Annotated in this window: 23 protein-coding genes; 10 read left to right on the top strand and 13 right to left on the bottom strand. The window is 37.5% G+C overall.

Annotated features, from left to right (window positions below; all coding sequences use genetic code 11):
- Positions 1-106 precede the first annotated feature (106 nt).
- The 3 genes from K7G93_RS06895 to K7G93_RS06905 all read left to right on the top strand — a co-directional run bounded on the left by K7G93_RS06895 (position 107) and on the right by K7G93_RS06905 (position 3,337).
- Positions 107-331 (top strand): YejL family protein, encoded by a 225-nt coding sequence (locus K7G93_RS06895; RefSeq protein WP_226691034.1) that lies wholly within the window; start codon positions 107-109, stop codon positions 329-331.
- A 5-nt stretch (positions 332-336) separates the two neighbouring features.
- On the top strand, positions 337-2,076 hold the full coding sequence (locus K7G93_RS06900; protein WP_226691033.1) for a DUF3413 domain-containing protein: 1,740 nt from the start codon (positions 337-339) through the stop codon (positions 2,074-2,076).
- Between the two features lie 271 nt (positions 2,077-2,347).
- Positions 2,348-3,337 carry an amidohydrolase family protein gene (locus K7G93_RS06905; protein WP_224045686.1) on the top strand — a complete coding sequence of 330 codons (990 nt, stop codon included), beginning with the start codon at positions 2,348-2,350 and terminating at the stop codon, positions 3,335-3,337.
- A gap of 177 nt (positions 3,338-3,514) precedes the next feature.
- Here K7G93_RS06905 and yjjG read toward each other — a convergent pair whose 3' ends face one another.
- The 6 genes from yjjG to rph form a co-directional block, all read right to left on the bottom strand.
- Complete coding sequence (gene yjjG, locus K7G93_RS06910) at positions 3,515-4,189, bottom strand: pyrimidine 5'-nucleotidase (protein ID WP_226691032.1); 675 nt, start codon at positions 4,187-4,189, stop codon at positions 3,515-3,517.
- The gene (gene dusC / locus K7G93_RS06915; RefSeq protein ID WP_115323138.1) at positions 4,186-5,127 is read right to left on the bottom strand and encodes a tRNA dihydrouridine(16) synthase DusC; all 942 of its coding nucleotides are present in this window, start codon (positions 5,125-5,127) and stop codon (positions 4,186-4,188) included. The genes yjjG and dusC overlap by 4 nt, the downstream gene beginning before the upstream one ends.
- Positions 5,118-5,732, bottom strand: a complete 615-nt coding sequence (locus K7G93_RS06920) for a DUF2238 domain-containing protein (protein ID WP_226691031.1) — start codon at positions 5,730-5,732, stop codon at positions 5,118-5,120. The genes dusC and K7G93_RS06920 overlap by 10 nt, the downstream gene beginning before the upstream one ends.
- Positions 5,732-6,595, bottom strand: a complete 864-nt coding sequence (gene djlA / locus K7G93_RS06925; protein WP_160531758.1) for a co-chaperone DjlA — start codon at positions 6,593-6,595, stop codon at positions 5,732-5,734. Before djlA ends, K7G93_RS06920 begins: the two co-directional genes overlap by 1 nt.
- An 89-nt stretch (positions 6,596-6,684) precedes the next feature.
- Complete coding sequence (gene pyrE, locus K7G93_RS06930) at positions 6,685-7,329, bottom strand: orotate phosphoribosyltransferase (protein WP_160531757.1); 645 nt, start codon at positions 7,327-7,329, stop codon at positions 6,685-6,687.
- 13 nt (positions 7,330-7,342) lie between these two features.
- A complete protein-coding gene (rph, locus tag K7G93_RS06935) occupies positions 7,343-8,059 on the bottom strand; it encodes a ribonuclease PH (RefSeq protein ID WP_226691030.1) in 717 nt (238 codons plus the stop codon).
- A 139-nt stretch (positions 8,060-8,198) separates the two neighbouring features.
- Here rph and K7G93_RS06940 point away from each other — a divergent pair, with 139 nt between their 5' ends.
- Positions 8,199-9,062, top strand: coding sequence for a YicC/YloC family endoribonuclease (locus tag K7G93_RS06940; RefSeq protein ID WP_160531756.1), 864 nt, complete (start codon positions 8,199-8,201; stop codon positions 9,060-9,062).
- An 11-nt stretch (positions 9,063-9,073) separates the two neighbouring features.
- Positions 9,074-9,958 carry a CAF17-like 4Fe-4S cluster assembly/insertion protein YgfZ gene (ygfZ, locus tag K7G93_RS06945; RefSeq protein WP_049215485.1) on the top strand — a complete coding sequence of 295 codons (885 nt, stop codon included), beginning with the start codon at positions 9,074-9,076 and terminating at the stop codon, positions 9,956-9,958.
- 131 nt (positions 9,959-10,089) lie between these two features.
- Here ygfZ and plsY read toward each other — a convergent pair whose 3' ends face one another.
- On the bottom strand, positions 10,090-10,707 hold the full coding sequence (gene plsY / locus K7G93_RS06950; protein WP_223667439.1) for a glycerol-3-phosphate 1-O-acyltransferase PlsY: 618 nt from the start codon (positions 10,705-10,707) through the stop codon (positions 10,090-10,092).
- Positions 10,708-10,811: 104 nt separating this feature from the next.
- Here plsY and folB point away from each other — a divergent pair, with 104 nt between their 5' ends.
- Both folB and K7G93_RS06960 read left to right on the top strand, forming a co-directional pair.
- Positions 10,812-11,168 (top strand): dihydroneopterin aldolase, encoded by a 357-nt coding sequence (gene folB, locus K7G93_RS06955; protein ID WP_226691029.1) that lies wholly within the window; start codon positions 10,812-10,814, stop codon positions 11,166-11,168.
- Positions 11,165-12,073 (top strand): DMT family transporter, encoded by a 909-nt coding sequence (locus K7G93_RS06960; protein ID WP_226691028.1) that lies wholly within the window; start codon positions 11,165-11,167, stop codon positions 12,071-12,073. The genes folB and K7G93_RS06960 overlap by 4 nt, the downstream gene beginning before the upstream one ends.
- Before the next feature lie 95 nt (positions 12,074-12,168).
- On the opposite strand, the gene K7G93_RS06965 is transcribed toward K7G93_RS06960, so the two are convergent.
- From K7G93_RS06965 to dapF, 5 genes are all read right to left on the bottom strand, one after another.
- The gene (locus K7G93_RS06965; protein WP_193389775.1) at positions 12,169-12,591 is read right to left on the bottom strand and encodes a nuclear transport factor 2 family protein; all 423 of its coding nucleotides are present in this window, start codon (positions 12,589-12,591) and stop codon (positions 12,169-12,171) included.
- Between the two features lie 26 nt (positions 12,592-12,617).
- Complete coding sequence (locus K7G93_RS06970) at positions 12,618-13,331, bottom strand: HAD-IA family hydrolase (protein WP_226691027.1); 714 nt, start codon at positions 13,329-13,331, stop codon at positions 12,618-12,620.
- The gene (gene xerC / locus K7G93_RS06975) at positions 13,328-14,227 is read right to left on the bottom strand and encodes a tyrosine recombinase XerC (protein ID WP_226691026.1); all 900 of its coding nucleotides are present in this window, start codon (positions 14,225-14,227) and stop codon (positions 13,328-13,330) included. Before xerC ends, K7G93_RS06970 begins: the two co-directional genes overlap by 4 nt.
- 24 nt (positions 14,228-14,251) lie before the next feature.
- Positions 14,252-14,941, bottom strand: a complete 690-nt coding sequence (locus tag K7G93_RS06980) for a DUF484 family protein (protein WP_049215498.1) — start codon at positions 14,939-14,941, stop codon at positions 14,252-14,254.
- Between the two features lie 93 nt (positions 14,942-15,034).
- On the bottom strand, positions 15,035-15,859 hold the full coding sequence (dapF, locus tag K7G93_RS06985) for a diaminopimelate epimerase (RefSeq protein WP_226691025.1): 825 nt from the start codon (positions 15,857-15,859) through the stop codon (positions 15,035-15,037).
- 372 nt (positions 15,860-16,231) lie between these two features.
- Here dapF and clpB point away from each other — a divergent pair, with 372 nt between their 5' ends.
- The 3 genes from clpB (at position 16,232) to K7G93_RS07000 (ending at position 20,078) form a co-directional block, all read left to right on the top strand.
- On the top strand, positions 16,232-18,799 hold the full coding sequence (gene clpB / locus K7G93_RS06990) for an ATP-dependent chaperone ClpB (protein ID WP_226691024.1): 2,568 nt from the start codon (positions 16,232-16,234) through the stop codon (positions 18,797-18,799).
- A 155-nt stretch (positions 18,800-18,954) separates the two neighbouring features.
- Entirely contained in the window at positions 18,955-19,332 is a 378-nt protein-coding gene (locus K7G93_RS06995) for a thioredoxin family protein (RefSeq protein WP_226691023.1), read from the top strand.
- Between the two features lie 17 nt (positions 19,333-19,349).
- Positions 19,350-20,078 (top strand): cytochrome c biogenesis CcdA family protein, encoded by a 729-nt coding sequence (locus tag K7G93_RS07000; protein WP_228400337.1) that lies wholly within the window; start codon positions 19,350-19,352, stop codon positions 20,076-20,078.
- A 230-nt stretch (positions 20,079-20,308) separates the two neighbouring features.
- On the opposite strand, the gene K7G93_RS07005 is transcribed toward K7G93_RS07000, so the two are convergent.
- Entirely contained in the window at positions 20,309-21,451 is a 1,143-nt protein-coding gene (locus K7G93_RS07005; RefSeq protein WP_049215508.1) for an N-acetylneuraminate epimerase, read from the bottom strand.
- Between the last annotated feature and the right edge of the window lie 41 nt (positions 21,452-21,492).

The raw sequence follows: 21,492 nt of genomic DNA on the forward strand, positions 1-21,492 counted from the left end.
ATATTATAACCGCACTTTTTTAACTATAAATAAGAAAAAATGCTGGGATATACAAAATAATCGGTTATGATATAACACAAATTTTATTTTATGGTTCAACACCAGCATGGCAAAAAACTCAAAATATCAAGATAAACAAATAGATGTGATTTTAAATGATATGATTGCTGTTTTAGAAAAACATCAAGCACCAGTTGACTTATCCCTTGTTGTTCTTGGCAATATGGTCACTAATTTACTAGTGAATAGTGTTGGAATAAATCAACGCACTGCATTAGCCAAGGCTTTTTCAGATGCCCTATTGCATTCAGTTAGTGACAAAAAATCGTAAAGATAATGTGGATTAAAGCAAACAAACAATATCGCGAAGAAACTTCAAGAAAAATATCTTGGGGTCACTGGTTTGCTTTCTTTAATATTTTATGGGCAATCGCTATTGGCACACGCTATGCCTTTATTATAGATTGGCCAGATACACTACTGGGTAAACTTTATTTTTTCATTAGTATTTTAGGGCATTTTAGCTTTGTTGTTTTTGCTCTTTATTTGTTAATTATTTTCCCACTCAGTTTTATCATTAAAAATCAGCGTACTTTCCGTGGTATTACGGTTATTCTCACCACAATTGGCGCAACTTTATTATTGGTTGATACAGAGGTTTTCTCACACTTCAATTTACACTTATCAACAGTGGTATGGAATTTATTAGTCAATCCTGAAAATGGTGAACTCTCGCGTACCTGGCAAATTTTCTTTGCACCAATGCCAATCATTTTATTAGTACAAATGGTATTTTCGCGTTGGTCTTGGCAAAAGTTACGAAGTCTAGAACGCCAAAAATGGCTTAAAGCTGTAGGTGTATTCTTTGTTTGTTCCTTCATTGCTACCCACTTAATGTATGCTTGGGCTGATGCGTTTATTTATCGTCCTATTACGATGCAGCGCTCTAATTTTCCATTGTCTTATCCAATGACTGCTCGTTCATTCTTGGAAAAACATGGCTTTTTAAATAAAGAAGAGTATGACCAAATTATTGAGCAGCAAGGGCGACTAGATGCACTAAAAATCAATTATCCCAAACAGCCTCTCCAGTTTATGGATAGTCAAACACCTAACATGCTCCTAATTACTATTTCGGGTTTGCGCTATGATGCGATAACAGAAGCACAAATGCCTTACTTATCTCAATTTGCCGCAAAATCAACTCAATTTACTCATCATTATAGTAGTGGAAATACTAATAACACTGGGCTCACAGGTTTGTTTTATGGTTTAAGTGCAAATTACATGGATAGTTTACTTAGCAATAAAACGGCATCAGTATTAGTTGAAAAGTTAAAGCAAGAAAACTACCAGCTAGGCTTATTTTCTAGCACACAATTTAACTCGACCTTGTTCCGCCAAGCATTATTCCCAACACTTGGTCACTCAACACGTAAAACAAATAATCAATCAGAAACTGCGTTATTTAAAACTTGGCTGGCAACAACAAACGTACAAAATAAGCCTTTTGCGGCTTATTTAAGCCTCGATATTCGCCCAAATTTATCATATGAAAATTACAAATTAGAATTAGCTGAAATCGATCGCTTATTATCCTCGATACTACCAATGATTGACTTAACAAATACTTTTGTTGCAATTACAGCTGAACATGGCTATCAATTTAACGATCTAAGTAAAAAAGAACGCTATCATTACTTTGCACGAGATGAAATCCAAGTCCCGATGATTATTCATTGGCATTCATTACCACGACAAAAAATTGACAAGTTAACTAGTCATATGGATTTATTGCCCGCAGTCATGAAACATATTTTCAACGTGCAAAACCCGATTGCAGATTACTCTCAAGGTAGAGATTTATTTAATTTAAATCAAGAAGCAAACTGGGTTTTAGTCTCTAACCACCGTTGGAATGTCATTATTTCCCCTGATAGCACACAATATCATATTGATCGCCAAGGTAATTATCAGAAATACAATCGTGACTATCAAAAAGAATCTTCCCAGCGACCGCCGTTAGGATTATTCCTTGAGGTATTCAATCAAGAGCGCTCGTTTATCGAAAAATAAATATAAATTTACCCATAACCAATAGCCAAAACCAATTATATTTTTCAGGTTTAACACTTTATACTAGCGGGCAATTTTTAGGATATAGACATAATGTTATTAATTAAAAATCAGAGAATTTTTCATAACATTGTTAGTTATTTTATCAGTCACTTTCGTGGCTTGATTTCATTTCTATTTTTAATTAATAAAAAATCCTCATTTATTGAGGATTTTTTTATATCTACGGCACTTCACTTCTTCCTCATGTTGATATTTTCACGGAGCTATTATGAAAAATCATGTTCGTAGTTTTAAAACTTATATTAGAGATGAAATTATTAAAAAAGGAGGCTGGGTAAATGCGCACGCACATGCAGATCGCGCCTTCACAATGACTCCAGAAAAAATTAGCATTTATCATACCAGTAATTTGCAACAAAAATGGGACTTAGTAGATGAGGTCAAACGTACATCCAGTGTGGACGATTATTATGCGCGTTTTTGCCAATCTATTGAATTAATGATCTCACAAGGAGTTACTGCCTTTGGTACTTTTGTTGATATTGATCCTATTTGTGAAGATCGTGCAATTATTGCAGCACATAAAGCACGTGAAGTATATAAGCACGATATTACGTTAAAATTTGCAAACCAAACATTGAAAGGTGTCATTGAACCTACCGCAAGACAATGGTTTGATATTGGGGCAGAAATGGTGGATATAATTGGTGGCTTACCTTATCGTGATGAGTTGGATTATGGAAGAGGCTTAGATGCAATGGACATATTGTTAGATACGGCGAAATCACGTGGTATTATGTGCCATGTTCATGTTGATCAATTCAATTCACCTAAAGAAAAAGAAACAGAACAGCTTTGTGATAAAACAATCGAACATGGTATGGAAGGTCGCGTAGTCGCTATTCATGGTATTTCTATTGGTGCTCACTCTAAAGATTACCGCTACCGTTTATATGAAAAAATGCGCCAGGCACAAATGATGATGATTGCTTGTCCAATGGCGTGGATCGACAGTAACCGTAAAGAAGACTTAATGCCCTTCCACAATGCCTTAACACCTGCAGATGAAATGATTCCTGAGGGTATTACAGTTGCAATTGGTACAGATAATATTTGCGATTACATGGTGCCATTATGTGAGGGTGATATGTGGCAAGAACTTAGTCTACTAGCAGCAGGTTGTCGTTTCCCTGATTTAGACGCAATGGTGAATATTGCGAGTATCAATGGCCGTAAAGTACTTGGATTGGATGTTTAATTCAATTATTGTAAAAAGCAAAACGTACTCCTAGCAGCTTAAAATCAGTATACTATATTCACTGCTAAACCTAGTTGACAAATCACACTAGGTTTAGCAAATGTCAATGTACTGCTCAACACTCGATATTTTCTCAAAAAAGACCGCTCTTTTGCTTTCCTCTTATATAAAAATAGCTTACTCAACAGAAACAATTTTTAGCAATTCATCAAAACGTCCAATGCTATAAGTAGGGGTAATATTTGTTGTATTTTCACGAGTATAATGTAACCAACATGTATCTAACTGCGCATTATGCCCACCTAAAATATCCGATTCCAAATTATCCCCAATCATGAGCACTTGACTACGGTCAGTTACATTCGCTAAATTTAAACTATGTTCAAAAATGCGAGGATCAGGTTTCGCAATACCTACTTCCTCCGAAATAGTAATAAATTCAAACCAATCGGCTAATCCTGTCTTTTCTAAGCGTAAACGTTGTAAGGTTGTAAATCCATTTGTAATGATACCTAAATTAGCATACTCTTTTAAGACTGTTAAAGTTTCTACAACATGTTCAAGCGGCTTACAAATATCTGCCATTGCTATTAAATAATGATCATTTAATTCCACAGGTTTTTTATTGAGGCGAGCTGCCCAACTAGCAAAGCGTGTTACTTGCAATTGTTCTGCTGTAATTTCTGCATTTTGATATTGTACCCAAAGTGGTTTATTTATGCGCTGAAACTCCTCAAAATCCGTTTGTTTAAAATCAACTCCATAATCAGAAAATAATTTTTGTAACCCTGCAAATGCATCGAAAGAAAATAACGTTTCATCTGCATCAAAGAAAAGCCATTGGTATTTCATTTAATTATTGCTCCATCGATTTTTATTCTTAGCTCTTGCCCATCATGACAAGTCTTGATTAATTCAAATAAACTATGCGCTTCTGGATAGGCTTGTTTTAAATAACCTAACCACTGTTTAATCCGTGCTACATGATAGAAACCTGTATCAAACTGGTTCTCAGTATGTGCATATTTCTGCAATATTTTTTGGACTTGCTCCCATACCATTTTGGGTTGATTGAATTTGACTACAGTGCTTAAATTAGGGATATTCAGTGCACCACGTCCTATCATCAAATCATGACAGCCTGTTGCAGCCAAACAATTTTGTCCATCTTGCCAATTCCAAATCTCACCATTCGCGATTACTGGAATACGCAATTTTTGCCTAACCTCATTAATCTTCGCCCAATTAATACGATCTGCACGATAGCCATCTGTTTTTGTTCGCCCATGAATCGTTATTTCTGTTGCACCACCTTGCTGTACAGCGTCAGCAATTTCAAACGCCTGTTCAACACTATCCCAACCTAGACGAACTTTAACACTGACAGGTAAATGTTGCGGTACTGCTTGACGTAATGCGTGAGTTGCTTGATAAATCAACTCAGGTTGTTTTAATAGTGATGCGCCACCATGACTGCCATTAACAGTTTTTGAAGGACATCCACAATTCAAATCAATCCCATGAGAACCCAATTCAATTGCGCGAACAGCATTTTCGCCTAGCCATTGTGGATGTTGCCCTAATAGTTGAATACGCACAGGCGTCCCTGAAGAGGTGAAACCTTGTTGATAAAGTTCGGGACAAAGCCGATAAAAGACTTTTGTAGGTAAAAGCTGATCGACTACACGCACAAATTCAGAAATGCATAAATCATAGGAATTAACTTCAGTGAGAAGCTGGCGAACAAAAGGATCAAGTACTCCTTGCATTGGTGCTAAAATTACACGCATTGTTTGTCCGTTCTCACCAAATAAAACAATACTAAGGCAGTAATAGCCCCTAAGGTGTCTGCTAAAATATCCTTTTGTGCATCCCAATTATCGCCTTGTGATCCTAAAAATGCGATTCCTTCTTCGTCACCAGCAATAACTGCATATTGCCACTCGATTAATTCATAAGCTGCGGCAAAACTCATAACAAAGAATAAAGAAAAAAAGCCTGCTAGTACAGGACCACATAATTTACGACGTAATAACCATTCAGCCATGGGAAAACTATAAAACCCAATAATATAGTGAGCGATACGATCAAAATGGTTACGTTCCTCTCCTAACCAAGACAAGTAAGAATTTGCCCAGTCAAATGGGACGTGTTCAAAGGTATAATGTGCGCCAATAAAATGTAGAATCATCCAAAGGCTCATTAAAAAATAAGCAAGATGACTGAATTGAAAAATTCGGTAAGTAACGATAAGCAATCCTAAAATTAAACATACTGGTAACACCTCTGCATACCATACTGCTCTCGAGAAAGGTTCAATACCTGACCATATTCCAGTCAATACAATAATTATTGTCAGTAAAAGTGGGATACGGTCTTTTGCTGAAAATAACATTATTTCCAGCCTTTAGTCTTACAAATTAAATCATAAGCAGCTTGGATTTGCTGTGTTTTCTCTTTCGCCATGTCCAGCATTTCTTTTGGTAATCCCTTCGCTACTAATTTATCGGGATGATTTTCGTTCATCAAACGACGATATGCACGTTTCACTGTCTGTTGATCATCTGTTGCTGTGACACCAAGTACTTTGTATGCATCCTCAACTGTTGGTCCAGAATGTGATTGATAACTACCATAACTTTGTTGGTCGTGTTGTTGATAGCCGTAACCGCTTTGATAACTTTGTTGTTGGTAACCTCTTCGTGTAAATTGACGTGCTGCAAACTCCATTGCTAACATCTGCTCAAACTGAAAACGTGATAAACCTAGCTCCTCAGCAACAACATATAACACCTCTTTCTCACCTTGCTCTAACTGTGCATCAGCAAAAGCAGCTTGTACTTGTACATGTAAAAACATTCGCAACAAGTCTGCTCGTTGTCCACAACCAAGGCGAAACTCACGAATCACTTGGCGCAGTGGGAAATCTGTTGATTTACCACGGTTAAACGCCTCTTGTGCTAAACGACGATTAGCGTCATCGAGTTGCATTTGCTGCATTAAATGTGTTGCCAATTGAATATCATTTTCCGTGACACGCCCTTTGGCTTTACTTAAATGACCTAACACAGCAAATGTCGTTTGCATAAATAATGATTGCCGCGTAATTTTACTTTTAAAAAAACTCGAATTGACAGTACCAAGCTCATACAGTTTCTTATCGCCTAAATGGCCTAAAATAACGCCACAAATTGCACCAAAAAAACCGCCAAACTTCCAACCTATAATTAATCCTAAAAATTTACCAATAAAACTCATTATTTTTCTCCAAATAGACAAAAGTGCATCCTATTTTTAAATTAGCTCATAATACTTAAAATTTCCTTAAAACAGACCGCACTTTTCGCTTATTTCACCCCATATTGCTCTCGGTAAATACGCATAGCGGGTAAATATTGTTGATATTGCGCCTCTTGTTCAATAAATAGCATCAAGTCATCAAAATCAATAATGGATAAAACTTGGCATTGATAATCTCGTTCAACTTCCTGAATGGCTGATAACTCACCTTTTCCTTTTTCTTTACGGTTTAAGGCAATAAGTACTGCACTTAATTGTGCATTATTGGCAGCAATTAATGTCATCGACTCGCGAATGGCTGTCCCTGCAGTAATCACATCATCAACTAATAACACTTTTCCTTGCAGAGCCGCACCAATTAAATTACCACCTTCACCATGATCTTTGGCCTCTTTACGATTAAAACAAACAGGTTTATCAACTTGAAATTGATTAAATAACGCGACAGACAGAGTTGTCGCAATTGGAATACCTTTATAAGCGGGGCCAAAAATAACATCATACTCGGGTCTATGGGCTTGAATAGCTTTTGCATAAAACTCACCTAAACGTGCTAAATCAGCACCCGTATTAAATAAACCCGCATTAAAAAAATATGGGCTAATACGCCCTGATTTCAGTGTAAATTCACCAAATTTCAAGACTTGGCGACTTAATGCAAACTGGATAAATTCTAATTTATAGGCTTCCATTACAAAATCCTTTTTATTCTGCTAACGCTTGACGCTGAGCTGCAAAAATCACATCACAACCCTGTTTCGCCAATTCAAGTAACTTTAAAAGCTCTTCATGGCTAAATGGTTCACCTTCTGCCGTTCCCTGTACTTCGATCATTCTACTATCTTCCATCATCACGACATTCATATCGGTTTCTGCTGCAGAGTCTTCAACATATTCTAAGTCACACACTGCCTCACCCTCTACAATTCCCACTGAAATTGCCGCGACTAATCCTTTGATTGGATTCGTTTTTAAAGTGCCATTTTCAACTAATGTATTAATTGCATCACATAAAGCAACACAAGCCCCTGTAATCGAAGCTGTTCTCGTCCCACCATCAGCTTGGATCACATCGCAATCTAACGTAATCGAACGCTCACCTAATGCTTCTAAATCCACCATCGCACGTAATGACCGCGCAATTAAACGTTGGATCTCCATCGTCCGCCCACCCTGTTTACCTTTCGCTGCCTCACGCTGCATACGACTGTGAGTGGAACGTGGTAACATACCGTATTCTGCTGTCACCCAACCTTGATTCTGACCTTTTAAAAAACGCGGTACTGACTCTTCAACTGTTGCTGTACATAATACTTTAGTCTCACCAAATTCGACGAGCACAGAACCTTCAGCATGTTTTGTGTAATGACGAGTTATTTTTATTGAACGAGGCTGATTATTTGTACGTGCATTTGGACGCATAAGTTATTCCTTTATTATTTGCTATTCTGATAAAAAATTCGCGTTATTTTAGCATGCAAACAAACTGACAGAAACGAAATTTACAAGTACAATAGCCGTGTTTAGCCGTTCATCTTTTCATAACACTTAAGGAATTCACATGATCTATAGTATGACCGCCTTTGCTCGCCTTGAAATAAAACAAGATTGGGGTGATGCCGTATGGGAAATTCGTTCAGTAAACCAACGTTATTTAGAAACATTTTTTCGTTTACCTGAACAATTTCGTGGTCTAGAAAATACATTGCGTGAAAAACTGCGCCAAAATCTCACTCGCGGTAAAATCGAATGTTCATTACGGATTGATAATAAAAAACAAACTGTAACTGAACTTAATTTAAACAAAGCTTTAGCCCAACAAGTCATTCAATCGTTGCAATGGATTAAACAACAAGCGGGCGAAGGAGAAATTAACCCAAATGATATCTTACGTTACCCTGGTGTCATAGAGGCTCCAGAACAAGATCTTGATCTTATCAGTCAGCAATTATTACAAGGATTCGATACTCTATTAGCGGATTTTATTGCTATGCGAGCTAGAGAAGGTGAAAAAGTACAAGCGTTAATTGAACAACGCTTAGCGACTATTTCTATTGAAGCAGACAAAGTGCGGTCAAAAATGCCAGAAATTTTACAATGGCAACGCGATCGTCTACTCCAACGCTTTGAAGAAATTAATTTACAAGCTGATCCGCAACGACTTGAGCAAGAAATGGTTTTAGTTGCACAACGTGTCGATGTTGCAGAAGAGTTAGATCGCCTGCAATTACATGTAAAAGAAACGCAAGCCATTTTGCAAAAAGGGGGCGCAATTGGTCGTAAATTAGACTTTATGATGCAAGAATTAAACCGTGAATCTAATACTCTTGCCTCAAAATCAATTAATACTGAAGTGACAAATTCTGCGGTAGAATTAAAAGTATTAATTGAACAAATGCGTGAACAAATTCAAAACTTAGAGTAAGGAAAAAGGATATGACTTATTCATTATTAACGGAAATGCAAGATTTTATAGCTTGCGATTTACAACAATACACCTTAATTGAAATTAAAGGGGAAGATGCTGAAAAATTCTTACAAGGACAATTAACTTGCGATGTAAGTCAACTTGCTGAAGGCGCTTCAACACTGACAGCCCATTGTGATCCTAAAGGTAAAGTCACTTCACTATTTCGATTAATTCGTACAGAAGCACAATGTTTCTACCTTCTAATTAAAAAAAACCTATTGCCCACCGCATTAGAACAACTCAAAAAATATGCTGTCTTTTCAAAAGTCTCTTTTACAGAGCTTGATTGGCACATCATTGGTTTAGCAGGTCAAAAAATTATTAATGCCTGTGATGAAGTTCCAGCTAAGATTCGTCTTCACCTCAATAGCCAACAACCTAGAATGATACTACTCCATCCAACACCATTAGATATCACCCCTAATGCAGCCCATCCAGCATGGGATCTTTTGGACATTCAAGATGGTATTCCCATGTTAAGCACAGAAACACAGGGAGAATTTATTCCACAAGCGTTAAATTTACAGAGCCTAGAAGATGCGATTTCTTTCCAAAAAGGCTGTTATATTGGACAAGAAATTGTAGCACGAGCTAAATATCGTGGTGCAAATAAACGTGCAATGTTCACTTTTGTTGCTCATAGCCAAGACATCCCTGAATTGAGGAGTGAAATTGAAATACAACTGGAAACAAACTGGCGTAAAACAGGTTCTATTATAAATGTAGCTAATTTTGAAGGCACTTTATGGTTACAAGTGGTGTTGAATAATCAAATAGAAGAAGGCTCTCAATTCAGATTATCAGAGCAAACTGAATTAACGCCTTTTGCACTCCCTTATCAATTAGCATAATTTTGTTCCTCTTTAACTAAAAAAGCAGACTAATTAGTCTGCTTTTTCAATCTCTGTTTTGTCTTTATAACTGATTCTTTATTTTAAATCTCAATCAATCATTGATTAAGAATTCAAATGACTTTGCTTACTTATTCTTTGCTAGACTGATTTTGCTTTTTTAATTTACGCCATACTTTATCTTCCTGCCCACGCCATAAACGTTGAATATTATCGTGGTGGCGATAAATCAATAAACAACATACTAACGCCACAGGAAAAGTAAATTCAGGCTTAAACCACCAAACATAAAAAGGAACTAAGAGTGCCGTTAACACCGCACTTAAAGAAGAATAACCAGTGATTAAAAAGACAAGTAACCATGTACCTAACATAGATCCAGCTACACCCCACGAAATAGGTGCAATCGCGCCAAATGCAGTAGCTACGCCTTTACCACCTTTAAACTTAAAGAAAATAGGGAAAATATGTCCCAAACAGGCACCTAACGCAACCATACCTAACTCAAAGTGAGTGAGTCCTAAATAATACCCTAACCACACAGGTAGCATGCCTTTAAACATATCAAATAATAACACCCCTAATGCAATCCAACGCCCACCAATACGTAATACATTCGTTGCGCCAGGATTGTTTGAACCACTGTTTCTTGGATCAGGCAGACCAGCTAAACGACATAACAAAATCGCACTTGAAACAGAGCCTAATAAATAGGCAACTACCATATAGAAAATAGCGAAAAGGCTCATTAGTTAGTCCTTTAGAGTAGCAAAGAGGAAAAATATGTTCGTCTATTGTACATAAACTTGGTAGCATAAGCCTACTATATTTTTCGATCAGAAGGAATAAATGAATGATTGATCACATTTTCATTGAAGAATTGACTGTTTTCGCTCAGATCGGTGTCTATGATTGGGAACAACAAATTAAACAAAAATTAGTATTTGATCTTGAAATGGCTTGGGATAGTAGCAAAGCGGCAGAAACTGACGATGTACAATATTGTTTAAACTATGCAGAAGTGAGCGAGTTTATTATTGATTATGTTCAATCAAAATCCTTCTTACTCATTGAACGTGTAGCTTATGAAGTGGCAGCTCAATTACAACAACGCTTTGGTATTCAAGGATTACGCTTAAAATTAAGCAAGCCTAAAGCTGTCGCTCAGGCAAAAAATGTTGGCATTATTATTAAGCGTGGCAATTTATGAGACAAAAACAAGGATACGGTTATTTTTGCTTAGTTTTAGCGACCTTATTTTGGGGAGGCAACTACCTTTTTGGTAAAATGTTAAGCAATGACATCGCTCCAATTCTGTTAAACTACTCTCGTTGGTTACCTGCTGCTTTTATTCTACTCCTACTCTTTGGCAAAAGCTTACCTCAATTTTTCCCGATTATTCGTCAAAATTGGTTAATTTTGACCGCACTTGCCCTGTTAGGTATCGTAATTTTTCCTGTTTTTCTCTATCAGGGTTTACAAACAACCACTACACTGAATGCTAGTATTTATCTGGCTGTTGTACCGATTATTGTCTTATTTTTAAATCGTTTAATCTTTGCTGATCCAATTCGCCCTATGCTTTTATTAGGGGCGATAACAAGTTTTACTGGAGTACTCTGGTTACTCAGCCATGGTGAGCTAAATCGTTTATACCAACTCGACATCAATCAAGGCGATCTATGGGCAATTGGTTCTGCGATTAGTTGGGCACTTTATTGTTGTATTATTCGATTAAAACCAGCCACATTGCCTAATACGATGATGTTAACAGCCCAAGTCTGTATCGCAATGTTACTTTTTACACCTGTTTTTATTTGGCAATACTTACAGTTAGAACAGAATTTCATCTCTACACTCAGCAGTCACCAATACTGGATTATTGGTTATTTAATTATCGGGCCATCGATTCTTTCTTATGCCTTTTGGAATTATGGGATTTCAATTGTAGGAGGTGCAAAAGGCGCGGCTTTCACTAATGCCACGCCTCTATTTGCCGCAATATTCGGGATTTTAGTTCTAAATGAACAGCTGCATACTTATCATATTGTAAGTGCTTGCTTAATTGTCGTTGGATTATGGCTGTGTAATAAAAAAGCGGTTGATGAAAAATAATATAGACAGTTAGTTCAAGATATCAATCAGCCATTACTCACAGGTAGCATCTGAGATATTAAATAAGCAAAATAAATGTTAAAAAGCGCTCAATATTACAACCAAGCTACTTGGTCATCTCTAAATTGTGGTTCTAAGCCTTTTTCGTAGGGGTTATAATTGTTTTGCTTACAGCCAAATTCTTTTACAAAGATGATCTGACCAGTTTCATTCCATTCAATAAGTGACATACCGTCAAACATATCGACTTTTCCATTATCCATCTCATCTTTAAAACACCACTCAACAACCGTTTGATTTCCATTGTGAAAATATTGTTTTATCACCCAGCTTACAACTTTTCCTCGCTGATTCCATTCTTCAAACCAATGCTTAAGCATTTTTCGATTAACATATTGTGGTCCCCAGCTTTCAATGTAGAGTACATTCTCCGCAAAAATGTCTACTATACCGAGATCCCTTTGCTGTAACCACATTTCAAACCATAATTGAATTCTGTTTTCACGTTCTTTTAACACATTTCACTCCTATTATTTGATAGGAATTATGCTGATAACAACAGCAATTGCGTCAAATCTGTAATTTCTACTGTTGGCACCAATGTTGCGTCTGAAAAGTCGCGTAAGTTTTTCCCAGACTGATTAATCCAAACTGCCTGACAATTGGCTTGAATTGCGCCTTGTATATCGGCAATTAAATTATCGCCTACATGCAAAATTTCTTGGGGCTGTACACCAAATTGTTGAGCAGTTTGGTGAAATAAATCTTGGTGTGGCTTCGCTCGACCCTGTTCGCCACCACGTAATACTAAATCAAACTGTGTCAAGCCAATACGTTGTGGTTCCACATTGCCATTAGTAATCGCGACTAATGGATATTTGGCTTTTAAAGTATTCAACACTTGCTGGCTTTGGTTTGGCACTTCAATTTTATGGCGCCATTCCACAAACACATCCATTACGGATTGTAAAATTCGTGTCATTTCGACCGCACTTTTTTGATGATAAGCCAAAAGTTGTCGCATACTTTCTATACGCCATTCCACTACATCTTCACTCAAAATCGAATTTTGTTGCACCACTTTATTTTTCCAATCACGCCAAATGTCAGTAGTAAGCTCATGAAGTTGGCTTTCTTGTTTTAATTGTGCCAAAAAGTGCTGCTCTGCTAAACGAATGACTTCAGTATTATCATAAAGCGTATCGTCCAAATCAAAGCTAATCAGTTTAAAAGGTTGTAAAGTGCGGTAAAATTTCATTCCATTTTCCTATTTTTACGCTTTGCGCGTGGGTGGGCAGAGTCATATACTTCTGCTAAATGTTGAAAGTTTAAATGGGTATAAATCTGTGTTGTCGATAAATTACTGTGTCCTAATAGTTCTTGTACTGCACGTAAATCCGAACTAGCCTCAAGCATATGAGTCGCAAAGGAATGACGTAATTTATGGGGATTTAGATGGCTGTTTAAACCTTGTTTAATACCCCACACTTCAAGGCGTTTTTGAATAGATCGATGGGTCAAACGGTTACCAAGCTGACTCACAAATAATGCCTCATCTTTTGGATTAAAAAGTAACCGCACTTTAAGCCATTGCTGCAATGCATGAGCAGCATAACGTCCAAAAGGCACAATGCGCTCTTTATTCCCTTTACCAATCACACGGACCTCACGTACTCGAGTATTAATACTTGTTAAGTTAAGCCCTTGTAATTCAGACAAACGCAATCCAGAACTATAAAGTAGCTCAAGCATTGCTCTATCACGAATATCAATGGGTTCTTTACTGTCATTACTGAGTAATTTCTGTACTTGTTCCGCATCAATATTTTTAGGTAAATAACGTCCTTGTTTCGGTGCAGAAATGCCTGTTGCAGGATTCACAGACAGCTCCCCTTGCTGCACTAAGTAGGATAAGAATTTACGTAATGCAGACAAACGCAAAGCTAAACTTCTTTCATGTAAGCCTTCTTTTTTGCTTTGTGCTAAAATAAATCGAACTACACTAGCAGAAACAGATTGCCAACCAGTAATATCATTTTCAAGTAATATTTCCACAATACGATTCAGCTGACGTTGGTAATTACTCAGTGTATGAGGACTCACTTGACGCTCAATACGTAGGTAATTCCAATATTTTTCAAGCTGTGTTTGCATTCTGATCGTTATCCTTCTTCCGCATTAGCGTTTAAAATTATCTACCCAGCGCCCTAAATGTAGCTCTACAATATCCACTAGATGTTTTAAAAATTCCGTATCCTGTCCATTATGAAAATGGCGCTCATCTCTCGCAGAAAACAGCAAGAGTGCAGTGGCTTTCTGTCCTGTTTTACACCCAAGCAAGCAACACGCTACTGAGCCAATTGGAAACTCCTCTGGCAAAAATAACATTGTTTTTTCTTTATGCGTCATTTGACCAAGGTAAAAACGACGTAACCCAAAACGCTCCAAACGCACGATCTCAAAAGCTTTGCGATCGAGCCACACTTCCTCACTTAAACTCGTTCGTTTTTCCCATTCATCCGTAAATAACAGGATTTTGGCTTGCTGTAACTCAAATTTTTTAACCCATAGATCCAGTTTTTGGATCCCCTCTGTGATGTTGCTTGCTTGTGAAAGCTGTTGTTGTAAAGGCAACAGCCCGAGGAAAATATCACTATTTTGAATAGCTAATTGAGTAAATTTTTCTAATTCTGCCTCAAGTTCTTTAATTCGATGGCGTTGACGCTCAAGCTGTAATTCTACCAACGAAAGCGTATTTTTTTGTGAGTAATAAAGATTGAGGCAATCAAGCAATTCGGGATGATCGAGAAAAAAATCTGGATGCTGAGTGAGGTAGTCCCTTATTTGAGTATGGGTTAAATTTTGCATAATGTTTATTCACTTATTTTTTCGTTTCCTGTTTCGCTGTGATAGCAACCTACTTTTCTGTACTTGTAGAAAGCACAGAAAAGTAACAGAAAACTATAATTTAATTACTCCATCATACACATGTGTTGCTTCCCCAGTCATAAACAATGGTTTTCCTACGCCTTCCCATTCAATTGTTAAACTGCCACCAGGTAGATCCACTTGTACTTTGTTATCTAACAAACCTTGCATAATACCTACAGCTGCTGCCGCACAAGCCCCACTTCCACAAGCTTGTGTTTCTCCAGCCCCTCTTTCATAAACACGTAATTTAATATGTCGCCGATTCACTACTTGCATAAACCCAGCATTAACACGTTCAGGAAAGCGCTCATGTTTTTCTAATAATGGTCCTAATTGTTCTACATTTGCTTTGAGAATATCATCAACTTGTACAACACAATGAGGATTACCCATCGAAACAGCGCCACACAACACAGTTTGAATATCCGTCCGCAAAATATAATTTTTCTCAAATTTATTTGCTGTAAATGGAATTTTGGCAGGTTCCCAAATGGGTTCCCCCATATTGACTCGCACTTTTTCATTTTCAAGTACATTCAAGATCATTTTGCCTGTTTGTGTACTAACCGTAATCTCTTTTTTATCTGTTAATCCTTTTAAAATCACAAAACGAGCAAAGCAACGTGCTCCATTACCACATTGTGCCACTTCACTTCCATCTGCATTAAAAATACGATAATGGAAATCTAAATCTGGATCATAAGGTGGCTCTACAACTAGCATTTGATCAAACCCAATTCCTCGATGGCGATCCGCCAATCGTTTAATTGTGTCTGCTGAAAAGTATAAATTTTGAGTAACTGCATCAACGACGATAAAATCGTTACCTAAACCATGCATTTTGGAAAACTGCATTTCCTGTCCTTGTATAAAAAACTGTTAATTCTTCGCATTATAACAGTCAGAGAAAATGAGTAAACAGAGTACAGAACTTCAACGAGATAATCTTAGTCAGAAAGAAAATTAATCCGCTTTTGAATTATAATATCGATAGTTTTATTGCTCATTCATATTTTAATGCCACTGATATAAGAATACGATTTTAATAAAAAGTTTAAAAAGCCATCAAAATTTCATACAAGCTATTAAAAAATAAAGTTTAATAGGCATTTCTTAAAATATTCTACATTCCCCCTTGAAAAACTAAAAAATGCGCTTATTTAATCCTTGTAAATCGAGGGGATATTGCCCTTTAACTTAATTTAGATGCAAAAGAGGACATGGAATATGAATATCGAAAAATTTACGACAAAGTTTCAACAAGCGATTAGCGAAGCACAATCTCTAGCAATTGGTAAAGATAACCAATTTATTGAACCTATTCATTTATTAACGGCTTTATTAAACCAACAAGATGGCTCTATTGCTCCAATTTTAACTGCAGCAGGCGCTAATTTAGCTTTATTACGCAATGAATTACATAGTGAGCTGAATCGTTTACCGCAAGTATCAGGAAATGGTGGAGATATACAGATTTCACGTAGTTTAATTAATTTATTAAACCTGTGCGATAAACTTGCCCAACAACGTCAGGACAAATTTATCTCATCTGAGATCTTTTTATTAGCTGCACTAGAAGACAAAACCTTAGGTGAAATATTCAGAAAGAGCGGTGTAAAAAAAGAAAATTTACAACAGGCTATTCAACAAGTGCGTGGAGGACAAAATGTCAATGACCAAAACGCAGAAGAAAGTCGACAAGCATTAGATAAATATACAATTGATCTGACCGCACGTGCTGAAAGCGGCAAACTAGATCCTGTGATTGGACGTGATGAGGAAATTCGTCGAGCGATTCAAGTCTTACAACGCCGTACTAAAAATAACCCCGTGTTAATTGGTGAACCTGGGGTTGGTAAAACTGCGATCGTTGAAGGATTAGCGCAACGTATTGTCAATGGTGAAGTGCCCGAAGGTCTGAAAAATAAACGGGTACTTTCACTTGATATGGGTGCATTAATTGCAGGGGCGAAATATAGAGGTGAATTTGAAGAGCGCTTAAAAGCAGTTTTAAATGAACTTGCGAAAGAAGAAGGTCGTGTGATTTTATTCATCGACGAAATTCACACAATGGTCGGTGCAGGTAAAACAGATGGGGCAATGGATGCTGGAAATTTACTCAAACCGAGTTTAGCACGTGGGGAATTGCATTGTGTTGGCGCGACAACTTTAGATGAATATCGTCAATATATCGAAAAAGACGCCGCACTAGAACGCCGTTTCCAAAAAGTATTTGTTGGTGAACCAACAGTAGAAGACACTATTGCGATCTTGCGTGGTTTAAAAGAACGTTATGAGATCCACCACCACGTACAAATTACTGACCCTGCAATCGTGGCGGCAGCAACACTTTCGCACCGTTATATCTCCGATCGCCAATTGCCAGATAAAGCGATTGACTTAATAGATGAGGCTGCATCAAGTATCCGTATGGAAATTGACTCAAAGCCACAGCCATTGGATCGTTTAGAACGCCGCATTATCCAATTAAAATTGGAACAACAAGCGTTACAAAAAGAAGACGATGATGCCAGCCGTAAACGTTTAGATATGCTGGAAAAAGAATTGAGCGAAAAAGAACGTGAATATGCCGAACTAGAAGAGGTGTGGAAAACAGAAAAAGCTGCACTTTCTGGTACGCAACATATTAAAGCGGAATTAGACAATGCAAAAACTCAAATGGAACAAGCGCGTCGTGCTAGCGATTTCGCTAAGATGTCTGAGTTGCAATATGGTGTTATTCCGACTTTGGAAAAACAATTAGCCCAAGCAGAATCAGCAGAGGGCAAAGAAATGACCTTACTCCGCTATCGTGTGACCGATGAAGAAATCGCAGAAGTGCTTTCTCGCGCGACTGGCATCCCTGTAGCAAAAATGATGGAAGGCGAGAAAGAAAAATTATTACGTATGGAGGACGAGTTACATAAACGAGTGATTGGTCAACATGAAGCAATTGAAGCGGTAGCGAATGCTATTCGCCGTAGTCGTGCAGGATTATCGGATCCAAATCGTCCTATTGGTTCTTTCTTATTCTTAGGACCAACTGGCGTAGGTAAAACGGAATTATGTAAAACCTTGGCTAACTTCTTATTTGATGATGAAAACGCCATGGTACGTATTGATATGTCAGAATTTATGGAAAAACACAGCGTATCTCGCTTAGTTGGTGCACCTCCAGGTTACGTTGGTTACGAAGAAGGTGGCTATTTAACAGAAGCGGTACGCCGTCGCCCATACTCGGTGATTTTGCTTGATGAAGTCGAAAAAGCACACCATGATGTGTTCAATATTTTATTACAAGTGTTAGATGATGGACGTTTAACTGATGGTCAAGGTCGTACTGTTGACTTCCGCAATACCGTTGTGATTATGACTTCTAACTTAGGCTCACATCTCATCCAAGAAAACAAAGATATGGATTATGACAGCATGAAAGCTTTAGTGATGTCTGTGGTAGGACAACATTTCCGCCCAGAATTTATCAACCGTATTGATGAAAGCGTTGTCTTCCACCCATTAGGCAAAGAAAACATTCGTGAGATTGCGACAATCCAACTAGCTCGCTTGATCAAACGTATGGAAAGCCATGGCTATCAATTACGCTTTACAGATGCGTGTTTAGACTTTATTAGTGAAGTAGGTTATGACCCAGTTTATGGTGCAAGACCGTTGAAACGTGCTATTCAACAAGAAATTGAAAACCCATTAGCACAGCAAATTCTGTCTGGTAAGTTACTTCCTAATCAATTAGTCACTATTGATTATCTAGACGGAAAAGTGGTTGCTAATCAATAAATAACTTTCTTAGCTATCAAGCCCAATACTTATGTATTGGGCTTTTTTATAAAGTGCGGTCATTTTTATCAAATTTTCTGTAATAATTTGTATAATCTTTCGTCTAAATTAATCATGATACCCATTAATTTTTTAACACGCTTTAGGAGCATTTTATGAAAAAACTTTTTGTATTTCTTGCAACATTATTCATGTCAATTCAGGTTCTAGCCGTTGATTTTAAACCTTTTGAACAAGCTTCATTTGATGCTGCACTGCAAACGAATAAACCCGTTTTAGTCGATGTTTATGCTGATTGGTGCCCAACTTGCAAACGTCAATTAAGTATCTTAGAGCCAATGCTACAAGAAGAGCAATTCAAAGATTACAGCGTATTTAAAGTTGACTACGACCAGCAAAAAGAAGTACTTAAACGCTTCAATGTAACGCGTCAAAGTACGTTAATTTTGTTCAATGAAGGCAAAGAATTACGCCGTGGTATTGCAGAAACCAATGAATCGCGCTTACGTCAATTTATCACGGTATCTGAATAGTTCATGAGGTTGCTTATATGGATATTAGCCTAACAGTATTAGCACTAAGCTTATTAGCAGGATTACTGACAACGCTTTCACCTTGTGTATTACCTATTTTGCCTATCGTTGCCTCTTCAGCGATGGCAAAACGTAAAATAGGTTTATTTACCCTTGCTTTTGGTATGGCAATTTCTTTCACTTTGGTTGGTACAGTTATTGCCTCTATTGGATTAGCACTTGGTTTAAATAGTGAATATTTGCGTTATGGGGCAGCAATATTAATGCTGTTAGTCGCCTTTTGGTTACTCAGCAATCGCTTACAAGCCTTGTTTAGTCATTATACTTCCGCATTAAGTGGTCGTGGCGAAGCATGGTTAAGTGTCTTTAACCCTGAGTCTGCTATTGGGCAATTTTTAGTGGGTATATTGTTAGGTATTGTTTGGGCACCTTGTATTGGTCCAACATTAGGCGCAGCAATTGCACTCGCTAGCCAAGGAGAAGCCCTTGTAAGCGTTGCTTTAGTCATGGTGTTCTTTAGCTTAGGTGCCGTTATTCCATTAATTGCAATTGGTCTCCTTTCTCGTCAATTTTTCCGTGACAAACGGGAGAAATTGGCCGATGCTGGTCAGAAAGGGCGCAAAATCATGGGCTGGAGTCTACTTGTTGTCGGTTTATTAGTCTTAACTGGATTTGACAAACAAATTGAAATTTGGCTAGTCGAATTAAGCCCTGCATGGTTAACTGACTTGACTACACGTTTCTAAATTAAGGATCAAAGTGCGGTTGAAAACACAAAAATTTTACACTTCAATATATCCTACTTAGACAAAATCAAGGTAGACTGCATGTCTACCTTTTTAGTATGGTTGTTAACTGATTTATGCTTTTAGACAATCCCATTATTTGCAAAAACTAACAACGTAACCACATAAAAAAGGCAAGCCAACTCGCTTGCCCTTAAATAAAAAGATCATGTTTATGATCAATTCGACAATTATTCTACAGTTAGTTTTTTACCATCAAAGCTCATTGTCTGAACTGAAGTGAGTGGTTTACCACCATCAGTTTCACCACCGATCAATAATACTTTGTTATTATAAGAAACTGCTAGCCCATAGCCGATGTTAGCAGGAAGCTCACCGACAATTTTCCAGTTACCACTTTTTGCATCTAATGCATATACATCTTTATGATAAGTTTTCTTCAAACCACCTGTACGGTGCGCATCCATGATACCTTTTTCATAGTTTGCAAGCGCACCTGGGAAGTTTGCACCACCTGTGACAATATAATGACCGTTAGTATATCCGCCCATACCACCAGCAATACCGTCTTGTTTGTCATAACCTTTTGGTGCTGGTAAATCACCTAATTTTTTCCAAGTAACACCATCTTTACCAATAGTTCCTACTGCGCTGCCTGGTGAGCGTAAACCTGCTTTTACTTCGCCATTTACAACTAACAATTTACCATCTTTGATTGCCACTGCTGCGCCTGCACGACCTGAATATGGAAAGTAACCTTCATTACGCCATACATTGTTTGCTGGCTCATAACTTAGAATTTCAGGTGAGAAGAAGAAGTCTTGTGCACGTAAATTGAAATATGGATCAAAAATTGCTTTTTCTTTCTCTTTATCGCCACCCGCTGCTTTGACATCTTGGAATAAACCATTCCAAATTTCATGGTTTACACCACCAACGAAATAAATCTTGCCGCCATCTGCTGCAACACTCGCACCAACAGAAGTTGAGCGTGGTGAACGCGTTGGTAATTTCATCCAAGTATTATCTGCAGGATTGTATTCATATGCATCATTGATAATTTGATTTTTTGCAACATCAGTATCTTGGAAGCCACCAAACACATAAAGTTTACCATTTACACCAGCAGCAACAGGTTGATTACGTTTACCACCAGGGAATTCAGCAATTTCTTTCCACTCTTTTGGATCTTTAAGATTTAATGAATAGAATTTAGTTGTACCAGTGCCACCTAAACCCACATAAACGGTATCACCAACTAATGCACCAGCGCCCGCTTTAATGCCTTCTGGTAAATCTGGATATTGTCCTGCTTGTGCTGCGAAAGCGGTTGCTGCTAGAGCTGCAAATAAAGCTGTTTTTGTAAATTTCATTTTATTACCTCAATTAGTTAGGTTAGTAAGAATGAATACCT

Source organism: Pasteurella canis (assembly GCF_020810675.1).
Classification (GTDB): domain Bacteria; phylum Pseudomonadota; class Gammaproteobacteria; order Enterobacterales; family Pasteurellaceae; genus Pasteurella; species Pasteurella canis.